Raw genomic sequence first — 19,309 nt, 5'->3', positions numbered from 1 at the left:
TTGGTCGGGCGTCGTGCGTCTTTGCAGTAATTTCACTCGTGCTGTATCGGGCCTATCGGCAATCGCATCGCCACACCCCGTAGGAGCGCACCTGGGCGCGATAGGGCGTTACCGATAACGCTTCTCGCGCCCTGGTGCGCTCCTACGCATTGGTCGGGCGTCGTGCGTCTTTGCAGTAATTCCACTCGTGCTGTATCGGGCCTACCGGCAATCGCATCGCCGCATTCCGTAGGAGCGCACCTGGGCGCGACGGGGCTTTACCGGTAAGGCTTCTCGCGCCCAGGTGCGCTCCCACGTGGGTTGCCCGCCACCGTGGGGGATCGCCAATCGTTCGGTCACACGAGGCGCGACACTACCCGCACTCCGCGTCAGCAGCCGCGATGTCCTGCACGTCCTCGAACCTACAGGTCCCCGAACCGCGCCTGCAACGCGGCGATGGCGGCCAGGCCGGCGGTCTCGGTGCGCAGGATGCGTGGACCTAATTGCAGGCCGGTGAAACCGGCAGCGGCGAGCGTGGCGCGGTCGCGTGGCGACCAGCCGCCTTCCGGCCCGATCGCCACGATAAGCCCCTGCTCGACATCGGCACTCAGGGTGGACAGGCGATGCTCGCCCTGCGGGTCCAGGGTCAGCCGTCGCGCCTGCGGGTCGCTGGCCTGCGCGGCCTCTTGCAAGCCCTGTGGCGCGGCGACGGTCGGCACGCGTGCGCGGCCGGATTGTTCGCAGGCCGACACCACCACACTGCGCCAATGCGCGATGCGTTTTTCCATGCGCGCTGCATCGAGCTTGACCTCGGTGCGCTCGGCGTTGACCGGCACGATGGCGGCCACGCCCAACTCGGTGGCTTTCTGCAGGATCAGGTCCATTTTTTCGCCGCGCGCGATGCCCTGGAGCAGCGTGATGCGTAAGGGCGATTCGTTGGACAGCGCTTCCGCACGCTCGACCAGCGCACGCGCTTCGCGCTTGCCAGCCACGGTGATGCGCGCGTGGTAGTCGCTGCCATCGCCATTGAACAGGATGCAGGCATCGCCCTCGCGCAAGCGCAACACGCGCAGCAGATGATTGGCGGACTCTTCGGGGAGGGCCACTTCCTGGTCGCACTGCAGCGGCAATGCAACATGGGACCGGGTCAGGCGCATGCGACGGCCTCGTCGATGGCGTGACGGGTGGTTGCGGCAAGCAAGGCCAATTGCGCCTCATCCACACAATACGGCGGCATCCAGTACAGCACGTCGCCCAGCGGGCGCAGCACCACGCCGCGTTCCAGCGCCGCGCGATACGCCTTCAATCCAACCCGTGCTGCGGCGGGGAATGGGGTACGTTTGTCGCCGCCCTTAGTCAACTCGAAGGCCACGATCATGCCGGCCTGGCGCACGTCCGCCACCGCGCTGTGCTCGCCGATCTGCGCAGCGAGGGCGCTCATGCGCGCGGCGGTGTGCTGGTTACGCGCAATCACGTCGTCGTCTGCGAAGATCTGCAACGTCGCCAATGCCGCCGCGCACGCCAGTGGGTTGCCGGTATAGCTATGCGAATGCAGAAACGCGCGCTCGCGCGAATCGTCCAGAAACGCGTCGTACAACTGCTGCGTGGCCAGCACCGCCGACAGCGGCAGGAAGCCGCCAGTCAATCCCTTGGACAGGCACAGCAGATCGGGCATCACGCCGGCCTGTTCGCAGGCGAACAGGGTGCCGGTGCGTCCGAAGCCGGTGGCGATCTCGTCGGCGATCAGGAACACGCCATGCGCATCGCACAATGCGCGCGCACGGCGCAAATACGCCGGGTGATACATGCGCATACCGCCGGCGCATTGCACACGTGGTTCCAGAATCAACGCGCAAATTTCGCCCGGTGACTGTTCGAACAGTACCTGCAGCGCATCGGCCGCCTGCAGTGCGTAGTCTTCCGCGCTCTGGCCCGGCTTGGCCAGGTAGGCGTCGGGCGACGGTGCAAACAGCGATTGCAACAACAGCGGTGCATACACGCGCCGATACAACGGGATGTCGCCGACCGACAGTGCGCCGATGGTTTCGCCGTGATACCCGTTTTCCAATGCGATGAAACGCGTGCGGCGATGCTCGCCACGGTTGTGGAAATAATGGAAGGCCATTTTCAAGGCCACTTCGACGCCGGCCGAGCCGTTGTCGGCATAGAACACCTTGGACAGCGGTGCGCGGTCGGGCTGGCGCGGCGCAATCGCCAGCAGGCGCTCGGCCAGCTGCACTGCCGGCGCGTGGGTGAAGCCGGCCAGCATCACCTGCTCCAGTGTGCCGGCCTGCTGCGCGATGGCCGCGCCGATACGCGGCTCGGCATGGCCGAACAGGTTGGTCCACCAGCTGCTGACCGCGTCCAGATAGCGACGGCCATCGTGACCGATCAGCCACGCACCCTGGCCACCGGCGATGGGGACCAGCGGAAGCGTGTGTGGATGCTCGCGCATCTGTGTGCACGGGTGCCACAGCACCGCAAGATCGCGTTGCCGCCAATGTTCGGCAGCTTCGGAGGCTGCAGGGTCTGCTAGGATTTCGGGCTCATGAACATGTCGATGCATCTGCCTATTCTATCGGTCCGCTCCGCGGCTGCGTGCCACGCATGAGCCCGCGTCTGCCGACCATCCACAAGATCACCGATCTGGGCGACGGGCCGTTCCGTCGCCAGCAACTGGATCTGGAGTTTTCCAACGGGCAGCGCCGTCTCTACGAACGGCAACTCAGCCAGGGTCACGGTGCCGTGGTCGTGGTGCCGATGCTCGATGCGACCACCGTGCTGCTGGTGCGCGAGTACGCCGCCGGCGTGCACCGCTACGAGCTGGGTCTGGTCAAGGGGCGCATCGATGCCGGCGAGACGCCGGAGCAGGCGGCCGACCGCGAGCTCAAGGAAGAGGCCGGCTACGGCGCGCGCCAGGTTCAGGTGCTGCGCGCGATGACGCTCGCTCCTACTTATATGAGTCACCAATCCTGGTTGGTGCTGGCGCGCGACCTCTACCCCGAGCGCCTGGTCGGCGATGAGCCGGAAGAGATGGAAGTGGTGCCCTGGCCGATCGCTCGTCTGGACGAATTGATGCTGCGCGACGATTTCTCCGAAGGCCGCTCGCTGGCCGCCCTGTTCATTGCGCGCGAGTGGCTGGAGCGCAACCCATGATCCGTATCCCGATGGAGCTGCGCGAAACCGTGATCGCTATTGCCCGCGAAGCGGGTGAGGCCATCATGCAGGTGTACGCGCAGGACTTCGCGGTCGAGATCAAGGACGACGCCAGTCCGTTGACCCAGGCCGACCTGGCTGCCAATCGCGTCATCGTCGATGGCCTGCGTCGGGTCACGCCCGACGTGCCGGTGCTGTCGGAAGAATCCGCGCACGTGGCCTGGGAAGAGCGGCAGTACTGGACCAGCTACTGGCTGGTCGATCCGCTGGATGGCACCCGCGAGTTCGTCAAACGCAACGGCGAGTTCAGCGTCAACATCGCCCTCATCCACATGGGCGCGCCGGTGTTGGGTGTGGTGCAGGCACCGGTCGATGGCCGGGTCTGGTACGCCGCACGCGGCGAGAACGCGTTCCGCCGCGACGGCGACCGCGACGAGATGCTGCACACCCGCACACCGGCCGCCACACCCTTGCGGGTCGCTGCCAGCCGCTCGCATCGCGACGCGCGCACTGCGGCCGCGCTGGAGCGCATGGGGGAGATCGACGTGGTGGCGCAAGGCTCGTCGTTGAAGTTCTGCCGCATCGCTGAAGGCGACCTGGATGTCTATCCGCGCTTCGGCCCCACCTCCGAATGGGACACCGCGGCCGGCCAATGCGTGTTGCACGCCGCCGGCGGTGTGCTGCTGGCTGGCGGTTCCGGCAAGCCGTTCCGCTACAACCGCCGCGACACCTTGCTCAATGGCGACTTCATCGCGCTGGGCGATCCCAGTCTGCCTTGGCGCGATTGGCTGGCCTGAGCATGCCCGCCTGCCGTGCGCGTGTCGCACGCCAGGCAACGCGGATGCGCAAGGTCCTGATTGGCTGACCGGTACACTGCGGCGGCATCGCGTGCGGTGGTTGCTGCCATGCGCAATGCCGCACTGCGTCAGCGCTCTCGCCGCGGATGCGCCTTCCAACATCGCTCCAGGAATACACCATGCTCCAGACTCCGCCCACCGGCGATATCCACCGCCTGCTGCAGTTGATGGCGCGCCTGCGCGACCGTGAGCACGGTTGCCCCTGGGATGTGGAGCAGAGCTTCGCCACCATCGCGCCGTACACCATCGAAGAAGCCTACGAGGTCGCCGACGCGATCGATCGCAACGACCTGCCCGGGCTGCGCGACGAGTTGGGCGACCTACTGCTGCAGGTGGTCTTCCATGCGCAGATGGCGTCCGAACAGGGCGCGTTCGACTTTGCCGACGTGGTCGCCACACTCAGCGACAAGCTGGTGCGCCGGCACCCGCATGTGTTCGCGGCGCAAACCGCGGACGATGCGCAGGCGGTGAGCGCCAACTGGGACCAGATCAAGCGCGAAGAACGCCGTGCCGCAGGACACCAGGACGACTCTGCGCTGGCCGGCATCGCGCGCGGACTGCCCGAGTGGCAGCGTTCCACCAAGTTGCAGTCGCGCGCGGCGCGGGTGGGCTTCGATTGGCCCGGCCCGGCGCCGGTGCTGGAAAAACTGCAGGAAGAAATCGAGGAGCTGCGGGTGGAATTCGCCCGCGGCCCGGTGGCCGACAATCAGGCGCGCCTCGAAGACGAACTGGGCGATGTGCTGTTCGTCTGCGCCAATCTCGCGCGACACGCCAAGGTCGATGTGGGTGCCGCGCTCCGGCATGCCAATCTGAAATTCGAACGGCGCTTCCGTGCGATGGAAGCGCAGGCACACGCGCAGGGCACCACGCTGGATGGGTTGTCGCTGGGCGCGCAGGAAGCGCTGTGGCAACAGGTCAAGCGCGACGAATCCGCCGCTGCGGTGCCGGATGCCGGCGCCGTGCCCGGCGCATGAGCGCCGCGCTGACCACACTGTTGCTGTTCGTCGCCACCGCCATGGCCGAACTGGTCGGCTGCTACCTTCCTTATCTATGGCTACGCAAAGGCGGCAGCGTGTGGCTGCTGCTGCCCAGCGCGCTGAGCCTTGCAATCTTCGTGTGGCTGTTGAGTCTGCATCCGGCTGCCAGCGGACGCGTGTATGCCGCCTATGGCGGGGTCTATATCGCCAGTGCCTTGCTGTGGTTGTGGTGGGTGGACCGCATCACTCCGACGCGATGGGACCTGCTCGGCGCCGCCTGCTGTCTGCTCGGCATGGCCGTCATCATGTTCGCGCCGCGCAACGTCTGAGCCTGGCGGTCGTGTGATCCGCGCACGCCGAGGCGCTTGCTGCCCGACGCGGTAATGGTCGCGAGCGCATTCCTGCACTGCATCCCCAAGCCGGCGACGGGCAGCGCGGGTGCATACTGCTGCAAGGATTGACTCGTCATATGCAAGGGGATGCACATGTTTCCGACTTCGTTTTTGGCCATGGCCGTTCTGGTCGCTGGCGTCATCGTGTTGTTCAAGACCGTGCGTATGGTGCCGCAGGGATTTCAGTGGACGGTGGAGCGCTTCGGCCGCTACACCCACACCCTGAGTCCGGGTCTGCACTTTCTGGTGCCGGTGGTCTATGGCGTGGGCCGCAAGATCAACATGATGGAACAGGTGCTGGACGTGCCCAGCCAGGACGTCATCACCAAGGACAACGCGGTGGTACGCGTGGACGGTGTGGTGTTCTTCCAGGTGCTGGATGCCGCCAAGGCCGCCTATGAAGTCTCCAATCTGGAGATCGCCAGCATCGCGCTGGTGCAAACCAATATCCGTACCGTGATCGGTTCGATGGATCTGGACGAATCGCTGAGCCAGCGCGAAACCATCAATGCGCAGTTGCTGAGCGTGGTGGACCAGGCCACCAACCCATGGGGCATCAAGGTCACGCGAATCGAAATTCGCGATATCCAGCCGCCACGCGATCTGATCGATTCGATGGCGCGGCAGATGAAGGCCGAGCGCGAAAAGCGCGCGCAGATCCTGGAAGCCGAAGGCTCGCGTCAATCGGAGATCCTGCGCGCCGAGGGCGAGAAGCAGGCGGCCGTGCTCGAAGCCGAAGGCCGCAAGGAAGCCGCCTTCCGCGACGCCGAGGCCCGCGAGCGTCTGGCCGAGGCCGAAGCCCGCGCCACCCAGGTGGTGTCCGATGCGATCGCCAACGGCAGCGTGCAGGCAATCAATTACTTCGTCGCACAAAAGTATGTGGAGGCGTTCAAGGCACTGGCCACCGCGCCCAACCAGAAGTTCGTGCTGATGCCGATGGAATCCAGCGGCATCATCGGCTCGCTCGCCGGTATCGCCGAGCTGGCCAAGGAAGCGATGGGCAAGCCCGACGCGCCAGCCGTACGCATGCCGCCGATGCCGCCGCGCGCGGGAGGCTGAGCCATGCGCTGGGACGTTGTGATCTGGGCGGTGCTGGCGCTGCTGTTGATCGCCGCAGAGACGCTGGTGCCCGGCGCGTTTCTGCTGTGGATGGGGATTGCCGCCGCCGCCGTCTGCGTGCTCGTGCTGGCGCTGCCGGGCATGTCGCTGCTGGTGCAGATTGTGGCGTTCGTCGTGCTCAGCTTTGTGTCGGTGCAGGTCTATCGCACCTGGTTCCGCGGCAAGGGGCGGCAGAGCGATCGCCCCTTGCTCAACAAACGTGCCGAGCAATTGATCGGCCGTCGTGTGCTGCTCGATCAAGCCATCCACGATGGCCGCGGTCGCGCCAAGGTCGACGATGCGTTCTGGGTGGTCAGTGGTCCGGATCTGCCCGCCGGCGCGCCGGTGCGCATCGTCGGCGTCGATGGCATGACCTTGCAGGTGCAAGCCACCAGCTGATCGACAAGCAAGGCGAGCAGCCCGGCCGCACATTGCTGCAGTGCGGCGTGCTTGTGCCCAATTGCACGGTTGGGCCGGTGCTGCGTTTGCGCAGTGACGCGGTTACCCGCAAGCATGGCCAGGCAGCGATAATGGGCATCTTTCCCTTGGACCGGCGCCCATGACCCAGAAGACCATCCTCAACGACACCCATCGCGCGCTCGGCGCCAAGATGGTCGACTTCGGCGGTTGGGACATGCCGATCCACTACGGCTCGCAGCTGGACGAACACCATCAGGTGCGTCGCGACGCCGGCATGTTCGACGTCAGTCACATGACCGTGGTCGATCTGCACGGCGCACGCGTGCGCGAGTTCCTGCGCTACCTGCTCGCCAACTCGGTGGACAAGCTCAAGGTGTCCGGCAAGGCGCTGTACACCTGCATGCTCAATCCGCAGGGCGGGGTGATCGACGACCTCATCGTCTATTTCATGACCGAAGATTTTTTCCGTCTGGTAGTCAACGCCGCCACCCGCGAAAAGGATCTGCAGTGGATCGGCGAACAGGCCGCACGCTTCGAGGTACGCGTGGAAGAGCGCGGCGACTTCGCGATGATCGCCGTGCAGGGCCCCAACGCACGCGCCAAGGTCATCGAACTGGTCGATCCGGCCGACGCCACGGCAGCGAGCAAGCTCGGCCGTTTCGCCGCACTGCAGACGCGCTCGCGCGATGGCATCGACCTGTTTGTTGCGCGCACCGGCTACACCGGCGAAGACGGTTTCGAAATCGTGTTGCCGCAGGACGCGGCGGTCGCGTTCTGGAATGCGTTGCTCGCGCAGGGCGTCAAGCCGGCCGGTCTGGGTGCGCGCGATACCTTGCGTCTGGAAGCGGGCATGAATCTCTATGGGCAGGACATGGACGACGCGGTCACTCCTTATGAGGCTGCGTTGGCGTGGACGATCACCCTGGACGAAGGCCGCGACTTCATCGGTCGCGCCGTGCTCGAAACGCAAAAGGCGCAGGGCGCGCCGCGTCAGCTGATCGGCGTGGTGATGGATGAGAAGGGCGTGCTGCGCCACGGCCAGAGCGTGTTCACCGTCAGCGGCGAAGGCGAGATCCTGTCCGGCACCTTCTCGCCGACGCTCGGCAAGGCGATCGCATTCGCACGCGTGCCGGCCGGCAGCATCGACGACCTGCGCGTGGACATTCGCGGCAAGCAGGTCCCGTTGCGCGCGGTGAAGTTTCCGTTCGTGCGCGACGGTCAGGCGCAGCCCGGCGTTCTTGGTGACTGAGTCGCATGACGCCGGTCGCCGTCGGCCGGCCTCCTGTCACCGCATGCAACCCAGCCATACCGACATGCGTGCACCTGTCTTGTCGCGCGGTCTAAACTAACCACCTGTCCCCAACCCCAGTTTCCCCGGAGCACACCCATGAGCGAGATTCCTGGCGACCTCAAGTTCCTCAAATCCCACGAGTGGGCCCGTGTCGAAAGCAGCGGCCGCGTGACCGTCGGTATTTCCGACCACGCGCAGGGCTTGCTGGGCGACCTGGTCTACGTCGAGCTGCCGAGCGTCGGCGACACCGTGCAGGTCGGCAACGGCGCAGCGGTGGTCGAGTCGGTCAAGGCCGCATCCGATGTCTATAGCCCGGTCAGCGGCACCGTGGTCGAGGTCAACGGCGCGCTGAGCGACAAGCCGGAAACCATCAACGAAGACGCCTATGGCGAGGGCTGGATCTTCGTTGTCGAACTCGACGACAAGGAGCAGCTCAACGATCTACTGTCGCCCGACGACTACGCCGAGCTGCTCGAAGACGACGACCACTGAGTCCGTCTTCCCTGCTGCGCACCGATGGCCGCTCTCAGAGCGGCCATTTTTTTTGGCGCGTCGCCGCCGTGCGGTGTGCGTTCGAGATCGAGATCGAGGGGGCGGTTGGGCAGCCACCTGCACGGTGCTGACACTCGCAGGCTTGAAGGGCGGTTGGCGATGCGCTGACGCGATGCGCGTGGAGGCATCCATGCGCGATCTGTCGCCGCACAACCGCCTGCATCCCGGTGCGCCGGATTTCTGACGTGAGTCGCTCGTGAGGGTCTGGGGTGTACTCGGTGAAAAAAAATTCGACGCTCGCAACATGCATCGATGACCGATCGACGTTGCGCAACACGCTGTCGGCGATGCGCAAGCGCACCTGCATGGCGATCGAACGGCGCAATAAGTTTGCGCATTTCTGCTCGTACGACGTCCGAAGCGGAGTTGTCGGATAAAAAATTTTCAGCTGGCGGACAGGCGGCAAGCGATGCCGCAACGCGCAGCACATCGTCGCAGCGTTACCGCGCCCTGCATCGTGCGGATTTAGAGCGCTTGAAGAAAACAGCGGAAAAGAAGTGCTTTTTCGCTAACACTGTTGCGTGGGCGCGCGCTTCCAACCCATCCAGCTTGCCGCGCGCGGTGCATTTGCCGGACGTCGATGGCGAACGTGGCGATGGTCGACTGAAAAAAAAATGCAAAAGAGTGTTGACAGTAAAAAAAAGCGTGATTAGGTTTCGCCCAGCAGACATTGCTGCGAAAGAGAGTGAGCAGAATCGACATCGAGCCGACACGCTTGTTCAAGACGTCCACCGAAGCACACTCAATGGTGGAGTCGGGTCCGCTTCTCTCCAAAAAAGCAGTTGTCGTTTCGACTACGCACCCGTGTCGCCGTTCGATGCGGGTGTTTCTGTATCCGTCCCGTCGCGCATTACCTGCGGACGGTACCCGACGACGGCATGCCGACGCGGGGTTTGGTTCAACTGGGCGTTTCACCTCCATAGTTCACTGACGAGGAGCCAATTACATGGCCACTAAAAAAGCTGCGAAAAAGAAACCCACCGCCAAAAAGGCAGTGAAGAAGACCGCCGCCAAGAAGGCGACCAAGAAGGTCGCTAAGAAGGCAACTGCCAAGAAAGCAGTGAAGAAGACTGCTGCCAAGAAGGCCGTCAAAAAGACTGCCAAGAAGGCAACCGCCAAGAAAGCAGTGAAGAAGACTGCCAAGAAGGCAACCAAGAAGACTGCCGCCAAGAAGGCAGTGAAGAAGACCGCAAAGAAGGCGACCAAGAAGACTGCCGCCAAAAAGGCCGTCAAGAAGGCCGCCAAGAAAGTAGTGAAGAAAACTGCCAAAAAGGCAGTCGCGAAGAAGGCGACCAAGAAGTCCGCCACCAAGAAGGCTGCTACCAAGAAGCCTGCTGTGAAGAAGGTCGCCAAGAAGAAGCCGGCCGCTCGCAAGAAGAAGGCCGCTCCGGTCGCGCTGCCCGCAACTCCGGCACCGCTGATCTGATCTGCAACACCCGATCGCCGTAAACATCGAGCTCTCTCCCCGACGCCCAGCGGGGAGGGAGCTTTTTTATTGCGCGGCTCCGTGACCACGTCCGATGCAGTGCGCGAATGCCGACCGTCATCGAGGCGGCGTGGTTCGCGGGGTGGCACGGTCCGGAGCTGTAGCCAACCGCCAACGCCAACGCCAACGCCAACGCCTAGAGCTTCTCAAAAGGTAATGTTGCGCGACGCATTGACGCGTCCGATGCATCACCCAAGGCTGCACTTGCGTTGAGGCGGCGATGCTTCCAACCCGTATCGATATCGGCATCGGTATCGGCGTTCCGGAGGGATAGTTCGGCCACCACTTGTCCAGTCCGATTCCCTGGGCCATTGGTCAGCTGGATGCAATGACAGTTCGCCGCCTTCGCACTGCCCGACGCCCGTCTCCCGACCACGCGACCGCCAGATGATTTAGAGCAGCTAACAACACGACTGTGCTCACCGCCAGGCGGGCGCGGCCGGTGCTCGGTGCCGCATGGACCACACGTCCACTCCGGTTCTGAGTAAGCCGTCCACACCCACCCAACGACTGTTCGCGACGTATTGTTAGCCGCTCTTGGTCCGGCACGTTGTGGTGCAGGGTGGTGTGGATCCAGCAATGACGCGTGCGGCAGCCTGACGGCGCCTGCGAGCCGGCGTCTTCGCACGAAGAAGGCGTGATCAAGGCGCCTGCACCTCTCGCGTCGATCCGCTGCCCAGCAACCGCATCCACTCTCTACATGCAAAGACGACGTGCAGCGGCGACGAACCAAGCCCAGCGGTGTGCCGCAGATGCAGTATCGCGTTGCAGCGTTGGTCTAATGCACGCCGAGCACGGCAAGCACGCCCCAAGCACGCTGCCCAGCACACGCCTGGCGCCAGGGCGTTCAAACCACCCACAGACTCAGCGATCAGAAACAACACAGGCGGCCAAGGCCGCCTGTGTTTCAGCATGCACCGCTACGGTGCTGGCGCTTCGCCTTAGCGCGGAGATGCCACCGACTTGCCGGACGATGCGCCCTTGCCAGCTGGGTCGGCCTTCTCTGCCAGCATGTTCTCGCTGCCGAAGTCGCCGTCCACATCGATATCCAGCCACCGCTTGGCCGGCAAACCGAGGGCGCGGTCCAGAATGGTCGGCAGCATGCCGGAGGGCAGGCCGCTTTCGCCATTCCACATGATGGCGATGCCGACGTCGCGCTCGGGCAGCAACGCGACCAGGCCGCGGTAACCCTGCACCGCACCGGCATGGAAGACCACCTGGTGGCCCGCATAGTCGAACACGCGCCAGCCCAGCGCGTAGCTGGCCGCGTCCACGCGCTCGTGGCGCCAACCCGAACGCATTTCACCCGGCGTGGAAATCAGTGGCGCGTGCAATGTCGCCAGCAGCGGCGCAGGCAACACGTCGGTGCGATGGCCGGTATGTGCAAGCAGCCATTGCGCCATGTCGCTGGCGCTGGCATTGACGCCGGCAGCAGGAGCAAGACGGTAGTAAGTGGGCTTGGGCGTGAGCGACACCCAGCCGTTGCGGCTGCGCACGTGCGGGCGTGCCCAATGCGGACTGGCCTGGATGCCGGCCAGACCCATGCTGGCATCGTTCATGCCGAGCGGCTTGAAGATGCGGCGCTCCACCGATTGCTCGTAAAAACTGCCGGAGGCGGCGAAGACCACATCGCCGACCAGACTGAAGGCCACGTTCTGATACGCATAGCAATCGCCTGGCGCACACCGCAGCGGCGCGGCAGCCAGCTTGTGGCTCAGCGAGTAATAGTCGACGTTGGATTCGATATCGCGGTCGTAGGCATTGCGGGTCAGGCCGACGCGATGACTGAGCACCTCGGCGACAGTGAGCTGCCGGGTGGCGACGTTGTCGCTCAGCTGGAAGCCGGGCACGTAGTCGACCACCTTGCTGTCCCAACGCAACACGCCATCGTTGACCAGCAGGCCCGCCATGGTGCCGGCGAAGGCCTTGGACAGCGACGCCAGGCGGAACACGGTATGCGCATCGACCGGTTGCGGGTGATTGACGTCGGTGACGCCATAGCCGCGCGCGCTGAGCACCTTACCGCCCTGCACGATGGCCATCGCCATGCCGGGCACGCGGTTGCCGTAGGTCAACTGGTCGGCCATCGATTCGAATGCCGCCACGTCGAAGCCGGCGGCCGGCGCCAACACGCTGCTGGCCGGCAACGAGGTGCGATATGGAAGCGGGGCGGTGGGCGACTGCGCGACGGTCGCCGGCTGCAGCGCATAAGCGGTGGGCGCGGGCGTCTGTGCCGTGGAAGAGAGGGCCAGAGGCAATAACGCCCCGAGCAGCCCGATGGCCAACGGACGGAACCGTCGGCGCCTGCGCATTACTGTCATGGTTGTCCCGCCTGTTCCACTGCTTGGAGCGATTCTAGCCCCGCGCTTCGCAATAGCACAAACTGCCGGAAGATGAATGGGCATCATGTTGATCCTATTGACGATTTGGGTTCAGAAATCGGGCTGCTCAGGGCCGTGGCGACGCCACGCAGGGTGCATGCGAAGAAGGTTGCAAGTGCCGTGCCGGGGCAGCCCACGTGCGCGTCGCAGCGTCCTGCCTCCGCCGCTGGTGGTGCTGCGCCGCATCGGCTAACTTGCGCGCTACTTCGTCAGGTGCTGCCGCCGCCATGCTCTTGTTGTCGGGCTCGTTCGCACGGGCGATGTTGACGCCATGACCCGTCCCTTTGCCCCGCGCTCGGCGGCTGGCCGTCTGGGCGCTGCGCTGCGTAGCTCGCCACCGCTGGCGTGGTCGTTCCTGTATTTCTTCTGCCTGCTCAGCGGTTACTACGTGCTGCGTCCGGTGCGCGAGGCGATGGGTGCATCGTCGGATGTGGCCGCGTTGTTTCCGGCCGGCATGATCGGCTTCTTCGCCGCGCACGGCATGCCGCTCAAGGACTTCACCTTGCAGGTGCTGTTTACCTGCACCTTCCTGATCATGCTGCTACTGCAGCCGGTGTACGGCGCGGTGGTCAGCCGCTATCCGCGGCGCGTGTTCCTGCCGCTGGTCTACGGGTTCTTCATTGCGACCCTGCTGCTGTTCTACGTGCTGTTCGACAGCGGCGTGCCAGGGCGCGGGATGGCGTTCTTTTTGTGGCTCACGGTCTTCAACCTGTTTGCCGTGGCGGTGTTCTGGAGCTTCATGGCCGACGTCTTCAGCAATGCCGAAGCGCGCAACTACTACGGCTATATCGGCGCGGCCGGCACCCTGGGCGCGTTTCTCGGGCCGATCCTCACTCGCACCTTGGTCGAGCGCATCGGCATTGCGCACCTGATGCTGGTGTCGGCCGGGTTCCTGACGGTCTGCGTGGTGTGTGTGCTGCGTCTGCGCCTGTGGGCGGTGGCGCGCGAGCAGGAGCGTCAACTGGACTCCGGCGAGGTGCCGATGGGCGGCGACGTGCTGGGCGGCCTCAAACTGATCGTGCGCGAGCCGTTGCTGCGCTGGCTGGCGTTGATGACGTTATTCGGCGTGGGCGTGGGCACCTTGCTCTACAACGAGCAGGCGGCGCTGGTGCGGCGGCTCTATACCGATGCGGCGGCCAGCACCGCGTACTACGCCAGTATCGACCTGGCGGTCAACGCGCTCGCACTGGTGCTGCAATTGCTGGTGACGCGTGCGCTGTTGTCGCGCTTCGGCATCGCACCGGCGCTGCTGATTCCGGGGGTGGCCATCACCTTGGGGTACGCGGTACTGGCAGCCTCGCCATTGCCCCTGATGATCGCCATCGTGCAGGTGATCACGCGCTCCAGTGAGTTTGCACTGGCCAAGCCGGCGCGCGAAACCTTGTACACACGAGTCAGCCGCGAATGGCGCTACAAGGCCGGTGCGGCGATCGACACGGTGGTCTATCGCGGCGGCGACCTGAGCTTTGTGTGGATCCACAAGCTGGTATCGGGCTTGGGCTCCACCGCGGTGTTCGGGGTTGGTCTATTGGCGGCAGTGGGCATGACGCTGGGCACGTTTGGCCTGCTGCGCGAAGCACGCAATTTGCCTGCAGAGCGCGATGGTGTGGCGGATGGGCGCGCAGCGGAGTCGCAGGGCTGACACGCGTCACGTGCTTGCAGCTGTGTTGTCGCTGCGCATGGCGGCCTTGCCGGGATATCCATGGAGCGATGGCGCGCGCATAGTTGGGCGGCCAGGTGCTGACGCGTGGTAGTGCTTGTACGGGGTGTCTATCCCGTGACTGCGCGCGCACTCCGCAGCCAGCGGATGACAACCAGCACGCGACATCGATCATCACGCGTGGGCCAGTGCTGCGCTGGTGACGTCATCTCGTTCAAGGCACGATCTCTGTGCGTGTTGCCAGACAGCCGGCGCGGCATCGCGGCTATGCTTGCCGCCACGTCCACACGACTTTCTTGCCATGTCCCTGTTCGCGATCATCGCCGGCATCCTTGTCGGCCTGCTGCATGTCTACATCCTGGTGCTGGAGATGGCGCTGTGGACGCACCCATTGGGCTTGAAGACCTTCCGCAACACATTGGAGAAGGCACAGGCCACACGCGTGCTGGCAGCCAACCAGGGCCTCTACAACGGCTTTCTCGCCGCAGGTCTGCTCTGGGGCGCGCTGGCGGCACGGGTCGATGTGCTGAGCTTCTTCCTGGGCTGTGTGGTGGTAGCGGGGTGCTACGGCGCCTACAGCGTCAACCGCCGCATTTTCTTCGTGCAGGCCATGCCCGCGTTGATCGCGCTCGGGTTGGTGTGGCTACCGCACTGAGGCGTCTGTTGGCAGGGTGTTTGCCTCTCGTCAGCAGGCTTGCCCGCGATGTGGCATCACCGGTCACGCCGCTTCGTGGGCAAGCCCACGCCTGCAAGACAGCCACCTGAGACTGACTGGTCGGCAGCCCATGGCTGCTCGCATCTGCTCACAGCGTAACCGGGTAATGGGCGGCCCCCGCAAACAACGACGGCGGGCTAAAAGCCCGCCGTCGTCGCTGATCACCTCGGCCAGAACCTTACGCGGCTTCGCGCGGCTGCTGTGCCTGCGGCTTGTCGTAGAAGCTCGCCGCACGCAACTCGTGCGGATCGAAGTCGTCCACGGTGATGGTGTCCATCATGATCTCGCGCAGCTCTTCCAGCAGCTTGCGCTCGTCCACGGTGAGCACGCCCTCGGCCACCGCTTCGTCGAGCTGTGCACTGAAGTCGAGGGATTCGATGCCCTTGGTCTTGAGCGCCTTCAGGAACTTGCGTTCCACCGGCTCGGCCATCACCGCCTTGGCCAGATAGCTGGAAATGCGTCCACCCGGGTTGTTGGCGCACGGGGTCAGAAACACGCCCTGGGCCAGGCGATCGCGCGCCTCGTTCGGGGCCATCAGGATCGATGCCACACGGTGTCCCAGGCGATCGCCCGGCGCTTCGGCACGACGGCCCAGCGGGAAGATCAACACCCACATCAGCCAACCCACCGGGCGGATCGGGAAGTTACGCAGCGCCGCCGATAGCGAGGTCTCGATCTTGTGCACGCTGTCGTGGAAGGCCCAGGCCAGCAGCGGCTGGTCGGCCGCCGGCGCGCCTTCGTCGTGATACCGCTTGAGCATCGCGCTGGTCATGTAGATATGGCTCAGCACATCGCCCAGCCGACCCGACAACGACTCCTTGAACTTCAACTTGCCGCCCAGCATCAGCATCGACACGTCGGCCATCAGGGCCAGGTTGGCCGAGTAGCGATCCAGCTTGCGGAAAAAGCGACGCGTGTATGCATCACCCGGCGCTGCGCCGATACGCGCACCGGTCAGACCGAACCAGAACGAACGCACCGCATTGGAAATGCCGAAGCGGATGTGCCCGAACAGGCTCTGGTCGAACTCTTCCAGACCGCGGCGCGTATCCGGATCCTGCGCCGCCTTCATTTCCTTCATCACCCACGGATGGCACAGGATGGCGCCCTGGCCGAAGATCAGCAGACTGCGGGTCATGATGTTGGCGCCTTCCACGGTCACACCGATCGGCGCAGCCTGCCAGGCGCGGCCGGCGAAGTTGCGCGGCCCCAGAATAATGCCCTTGCCGCCGATCACATCCATCATGTCGCTGACCACTTCGCGGCCCATGGTGGTGCAGTGGTACTTGGCGATCGCCGATGGCACCGACGGCACGTCGCCACGGTCCACCGCTGCGGCAGTGGCCTGTGCCAGCGCACTGATCGCATAGGCCTTGCCGCCGATCCGCGCGAGCGCTTCTTCCACGCCCTCGAAGCGGCCGATCGACAGACCGAACTGCTTGCGGATGCGCGCATACGCACCGGTCACCACCGCGGCGTACTTGCCGCCACCGCTGGCGGTGGAGGGCAGGGTGATCGAACGACCCACTGCCAGGCACTCGTTGAGCATGTTCCAGCCCTTGCCCACCATCTCCACGCCGCCGATCAGCTGGCTGAGCGGAATGAACACTTCGGTGCCACGGATCGGGCCGTTCTGGAAGGTGGAGTTCAGCGGGAAATGACGGCGGCCGATTTCCACTCCCGGGGTCTCGCGCGGCAACAGCGCCAGGGTGATACCGATGTCCTTCTTGTCGCCGATCAGGCCGTCCGGATCATAGGCGCGGAACGCCAGGCCGATCAGCGAAGCGACCGGTGCCAGGGTGATGTAACGCTTGTCGAAGGTGAGCTTGACGCCGAGCACGTTGGCGCCATTCCACTCGCCCTTGCAGACGATGCCGTAGTCCGGGATCGAGGTCGCATCCGAGCCGGCAAACGGGCCGGTCAGACCGAAACACGGCACTTCCGCACCAACGGCCAGACGCGGCAGGTAATAGTCTTTCTGTTCCGGGGTGCCGTAATGCAGCAGCAGCTCACCTGGGCCGAGCGAGTTCGGCACACCGACGGTGGAGCTGACCACGCTGGAGATCGACGACAGCTTCTGAATCACCTTGTGGTGCGCCAGCGCGCTGAAACCCAGCCCACCGTATTGTTTGGGAATGATCATGCCGAAGAACTTGTTCTTCTTGATGTAGTCCCACAGCTCCGGCGGCAGATCGGCGTGGACGTGGGTGATTTCCCAGTCATTGACCATCTTGCACAGCTCTTCCACCGGGCCATCCAGGAACGCCTGCTCTTCGGCGGTCAACTGCGGCTTGGGATAGTTGAGCAGCTTCTGCCAATCCGGGTCGCCGGTGAACAGCTCACCCTCGAAACCGACCGAGCCGGTCTCCAACGCGATGCGCTCGGTCTGCGACAGCGGCGGCAATACCTTGCGGAAAAAGCCCATCAACGGCGTCGTCAGCAGCGGCTTGCGCAGGAACGGCAACAGCACCGGAGCGGACACCAGCACCACCAGTGCGGCGGCGACGATGGTTGCGGTGAGATTGGCACCCAGCAGCCAACACGCCACCAGCACGCAGGCGCTGATCGCTACCCAGGTGGCAAGGCGCATGCGGTGATAGGCAGCGATACCCGCCGCCAGGATGACGAGGAGGAACGGTGCAACGATGCTCATGGTCTTGCTCCAGTGACATGCTCGGTGATGTTGGACGCTGCAATGGTGCCAACCGAGGGCAGTGCGTCCAGATAATGCAACACGGTGGCGGTAAAGGTGGTGTTGTCGTCGCCTGCCAGCATGTGCGTGGCGTCGGCCAGCTGCACGTGCTGCGCATGTGGAGCGATCGACAGGAATTCGGTGATGTTGTCCGGCGTGACCAGATCGCTGCGCCCGCCGCTGATCAACAACATCGGGCAACGCACCTGCGCTGCGGCTTCCACCAAGGCGTGCTGCTGCAACTGCGCATCCTGACCGGCCAGTTCTTCGACCAGGCGCGGGTCCCAGTGCCAATGCCAACGGCCATCTGCGCGTTGACGCAGCAATGCCTGTAACTGATGTGCAGTCTTGCGCGGGCGATGCGGCAGATACGCGGCAATTGCATCGGCCGCCGCATCCAGCGAGGCAAATCCATCCGGATGCGCGGTCATGAAGCGCAGGATGCGCTCCACGCCTGTGGTGTCCCAACGCGGCGTGATGTCGGCCAGCACGATCGCGCGGAACAGCCCCGGCCAGCGCGCCTCGGCAAGCAGCCCGAACAGGCCGCCCATCGAGGCAGCGACCAGCACCGGCGGCTCTGGCTGCTCGCCGGCCAACACAATCAGGTCGTCGGTGAATTGGGTGGGCGAGTAGGGCAGATCGGCCTCGTTGAAGCCCGAGTCGCCATGTCCGCGTGCGTCGTACGACAGCGCGCGGTAACCGGCCTGCGCCAGCACGGTTGCCGTCGCCTCCCAGGCATGCCGCGTCTGCCCAAACCCATGCGCCAGCAGCACCGTTGGTGCGTGCTGCGCACCCCGTACCGACACGGCCAGCTCCACGTCGCCAGCGCTAACGCGCGACATGGTCGCAGTGGGGGCAAGCGTAGAAGGAGATGTGACCATACCTAATGGTATGGATGCAGGACACCTGCTGTCAATACTCCCTCGTATGGAGTGTTAAGCCCTTGAATCATGGCAGTTGTCTGTCATTTTTGTGATGCATACTGCAACTGACCCAGGCGTATGGTTAAATCGCGCCATGAACGACATCACCGAATCCACCCCCACCACGCCCCGTACCAGTTCCGGTCGCGGTAATCGCCTCAGCGCGGATGATTGGGCGCAGGCCGCGCTGGACCTGATCGCCGAACAAGGCGTGGGTGCCGTCGCTGTCGAGCCATTGGCGCGTCGTCTCGGCGTCACCAAGGGCAGCTTCTACTGGCATTTCCCCTCGCGCGACGCCCTGTTGCAGGCCGCCCTGGAGCGCTGGGAAATCTTCGAGCAGAAGGAAGTCTTCGGCAGTCTGGAAGACGTTCCCGATCCCAGCGCCCGTCTGCGCGCGCTGTTTCAGCTGGTCGCCCACGAAGTCAAACCACACGTCATCTACAGCGAACTGCTCAAGGCACTCGACCACCCGGCCGTGAGACCGGTCATCGATCGCGTCTCGCAACGCCGCCTCGACTACCTGATCGCCTCGTTCCGCCAGGCCGGCCTCAGCCGCACCGACGCCCAGCATCGCGCCCGCCTCGCCTACGCCGCTTACGTCGGCTTCCTGCAGTTATCGCTGCAACTGCAGCAACCCAAACAGGCCCGCGAAGAATTCGAATCCTACGTCGAGCATGTGATTCAGACATTGATTCCTGGGTAGAGCTGCTAATGCTGGGTAGGTGGGCCG

The 19,309-nt window shown here is 64.5% G+C and carries 19 protein-coding genes and 1 other RNA gene; 13 read left to right on the top strand and 7 right to left on the bottom strand.

What is annotated here, in order from left to right; all coding sequences use genetic code 11:
* Positions 1 to 401: 401 nt before the first annotated feature.
* Together RQH86_RS13905 and bioA are read right to left on the bottom strand one after the other, a co-directional pair.
* A complete protein-coding gene (locus RQH86_RS13905) occupies positions 402 to 1,136 on the bottom strand; it encodes a 16S rRNA (uracil(1498)-N(3))-methyltransferase (protein ID WP_311238676.1) in 735 nt (244 codons plus the stop codon).
* Positions 1,127 to 2,545, bottom strand: a complete 1,419-nt coding sequence (gene bioA / locus RQH86_RS13900) for an adenosylmethionine--8-amino-7-oxononanoate transaminase (RefSeq protein WP_311238677.1) — start codon at positions 2,543 to 2,545, stop codon at positions 1,127 to 1,129. The genes RQH86_RS13905 and bioA overlap by 10 nt, the downstream gene beginning before the upstream one ends.
* A gap of 41 nt (positions 2,546 to 2,586) precedes the next feature.
* Here bioA and nudE point away from each other — a divergent pair, with 41 nt between their 5' ends.
* From nudE to gcvH, 8 genes are all read left to right on the top strand, one after another.
* A complete protein-coding gene (gene nudE, locus RQH86_RS13895) occupies positions 2,587 to 3,135 on the top strand; it encodes an ADP compounds hydrolase NudE (RefSeq protein WP_055849296.1) in 549 nt (182 codons plus the stop codon).
* Positions 3,132 to 3,932, top strand: a complete 801-nt coding sequence (cysQ, locus tag RQH86_RS13890) for a 3'(2'),5'-bisphosphate nucleotidase CysQ (protein WP_104616722.1) — start codon at positions 3,132 to 3,134, stop codon at positions 3,930 to 3,932. Before nudE ends, cysQ begins: the two co-directional genes overlap by 4 nt.
* Positions 3,933 to 4,111: 179 nt before the next feature.
* Positions 4,112 to 4,966: a nucleoside triphosphate pyrophosphohydrolase gene (gene mazG, locus RQH86_RS13885; RefSeq protein ID WP_115513571.1), complete on the top strand. Its 855-nt coding sequence runs from the start codon at positions 4,112 to 4,114 to the stop codon at positions 4,964 to 4,966.
* Entirely contained in the window at positions 4,963 to 5,298 is a 336-nt protein-coding gene (locus RQH86_RS13880) for a YnfA family protein (protein WP_311238678.1), read from the top strand. The genes mazG and RQH86_RS13880 overlap by 4 nt, the downstream gene beginning before the upstream one ends.
* Positions 5,299 to 5,454: 156 nt before the next feature.
* Entirely contained in the window at positions 5,455 to 6,420 is a 966-nt protein-coding gene (locus RQH86_RS13875; protein ID WP_055850368.1) for an SPFH domain-containing protein, read from the top strand.
* A gap of 3 nt (positions 6,421 to 6,423) precedes the next feature.
* Positions 6,424 to 6,858 (top strand): NfeD family protein, encoded by a 435-nt coding sequence (locus tag RQH86_RS13870; RefSeq protein WP_115528625.1) that lies wholly within the window; start codon positions 6,424 to 6,426, stop codon positions 6,856 to 6,858.
* A 160-nt stretch (positions 6,859 to 7,018) separates the two neighbouring features.
* Positions 7,019 to 8,128 carry a glycine cleavage system aminomethyltransferase GcvT gene (gene gcvT / locus RQH86_RS13865; RefSeq protein ID WP_311238679.1) on the top strand — a complete coding sequence of 370 codons (1,110 nt, stop codon included), beginning with the start codon at positions 7,019 to 7,021 and terminating at the stop codon, positions 8,126 to 8,128.
* 138 nt (positions 8,129 to 8,266) lie between these two features.
* Positions 8,267 to 8,662 (top strand): glycine cleavage system protein GcvH, encoded by a 396-nt coding sequence (gene gcvH, locus RQH86_RS13860; RefSeq protein ID WP_055849316.1) that lies wholly within the window; start codon positions 8,267 to 8,269, stop codon positions 8,660 to 8,662.
* 34 nt (positions 8,663 to 8,696) lie between these two features.
* On the opposite strand, the gene RQH86_RS13855 is transcribed toward gcvH, so the two are convergent.
* On the bottom strand, positions 8,697 to 9,017 hold the full coding sequence (locus RQH86_RS13855) for a hypothetical protein (protein ID WP_311260729.1): 321 nt from the start codon (positions 9,015 to 9,017) through the stop codon (positions 8,697 to 8,699).
* 71 nt (positions 9,018 to 9,088) lie between these two features.
* On the opposite strand from RQH86_RS13855, the gene RQH86_RS13850 reads away from it, so the two are divergent.
* Complete coding sequence (locus RQH86_RS13850) at positions 9,089 to 9,679, top strand: hypothetical protein (protein WP_311238681.1); 591 nt, start codon at positions 9,089 to 9,091, stop codon at positions 9,677 to 9,679.
* On the opposite strand, the gene RQH86_RS13845 is transcribed toward RQH86_RS13850, so the two are convergent.
* Complete coding sequence (locus RQH86_RS13845) at positions 9,665 to 10,096, bottom strand: hypothetical protein (RefSeq protein WP_311238715.1); 432 nt, start codon at positions 10,094 to 10,096, stop codon at positions 9,665 to 9,667. The two genes, RQH86_RS13850 and RQH86_RS13845, sit on opposite strands and share 15 nt — an antisense overlap.
* A 568-nt stretch (positions 10,097 to 10,664) precedes the next feature.
* On the opposite strand from RQH86_RS13845, the gene RQH86_RS13840 reads away from it, so the two are divergent.
* A non-coding RNA gene (locus RQH86_RS13840) (sX9 sRNA) lies at positions 10,665 to 10,741 on the top strand.
* Positions 10,742 to 11,149: 408 nt separating this feature from the next.
* Here the strand turns inward: RQH86_RS13840 and RQH86_RS13835 are convergent.
* On the bottom strand, positions 11,150 to 12,493 hold the full coding sequence (locus RQH86_RS13835) for a serine hydrolase domain-containing protein (RefSeq protein ID WP_311238716.1): 1,344 nt from the start codon (positions 12,491 to 12,493) through the stop codon (positions 11,150 to 11,152).
* 367 nt (positions 12,494 to 12,860) lie between these two features.
* Here RQH86_RS13835 and RQH86_RS13830 point away from each other — a divergent pair, with 367 nt between their 5' ends.
* Positions 12,861 to 14,231 carry an MFS transporter gene (locus RQH86_RS13830; protein ID WP_311238682.1) on the top strand — a complete coding sequence of 457 codons (1,371 nt, stop codon included), beginning with the start codon at positions 12,861 to 12,863 and terminating at the stop codon, positions 14,229 to 14,231.
* Positions 14,232 to 14,550: 319 nt separating this feature from the next.
* A complete protein-coding gene (locus RQH86_RS13825) occupies positions 14,551 to 14,904 on the top strand; it encodes a DUF1304 domain-containing protein (RefSeq protein WP_311238683.1) in 354 nt (117 codons plus the stop codon).
* Between the two features lie 238 nt (positions 14,905 to 15,142).
* On the opposite strand, the gene RQH86_RS13820 is transcribed toward RQH86_RS13825, so the two are convergent.
* Both RQH86_RS13820 and RQH86_RS13815 read right to left on the bottom strand, forming a co-directional pair.
* Entirely contained in the window at positions 15,143 to 17,617 is a 2,475-nt protein-coding gene (locus RQH86_RS13820; RefSeq protein WP_311238684.1) for an acyl-CoA dehydrogenase, read from the bottom strand.
* Positions 17,614 to 18,537, bottom strand: a complete 924-nt coding sequence (locus tag RQH86_RS13815; protein WP_311238685.1) for an alpha/beta hydrolase — start codon at positions 18,535 to 18,537, stop codon at positions 17,614 to 17,616. The genes RQH86_RS13820 and RQH86_RS13815 overlap by 4 nt, the downstream gene beginning before the upstream one ends.
* Before the next feature lie 136 nt (positions 18,538 to 18,673).
* Between RQH86_RS13815 and RQH86_RS13810 the strand changes: the two genes are divergently transcribed.
* The gene (locus RQH86_RS13810) at positions 18,674 to 19,282 is read left to right on the top strand and encodes a TetR/AcrR family transcriptional regulator (RefSeq protein ID WP_311238686.1); all 609 of its coding nucleotides are present in this window, start codon (positions 18,674 to 18,676) and stop codon (positions 19,280 to 19,282) included.
* The last annotated feature ends 27 nt before the right edge of the window (positions 19,283 to 19,309 follow it).

The organism is Xanthomonas sp. WCS2018Noco2-27 (assembly GCF_031843525.1).
Classification (GTDB): domain Bacteria; phylum Pseudomonadota; class Gammaproteobacteria; order Xanthomonadales; family Xanthomonadaceae; genus Xanthomonas.
The sequence above is the reverse complement of the archived record's forward strand: the minus strand, read 5'-3'. Positions and strand labels throughout refer to the sequence as shown.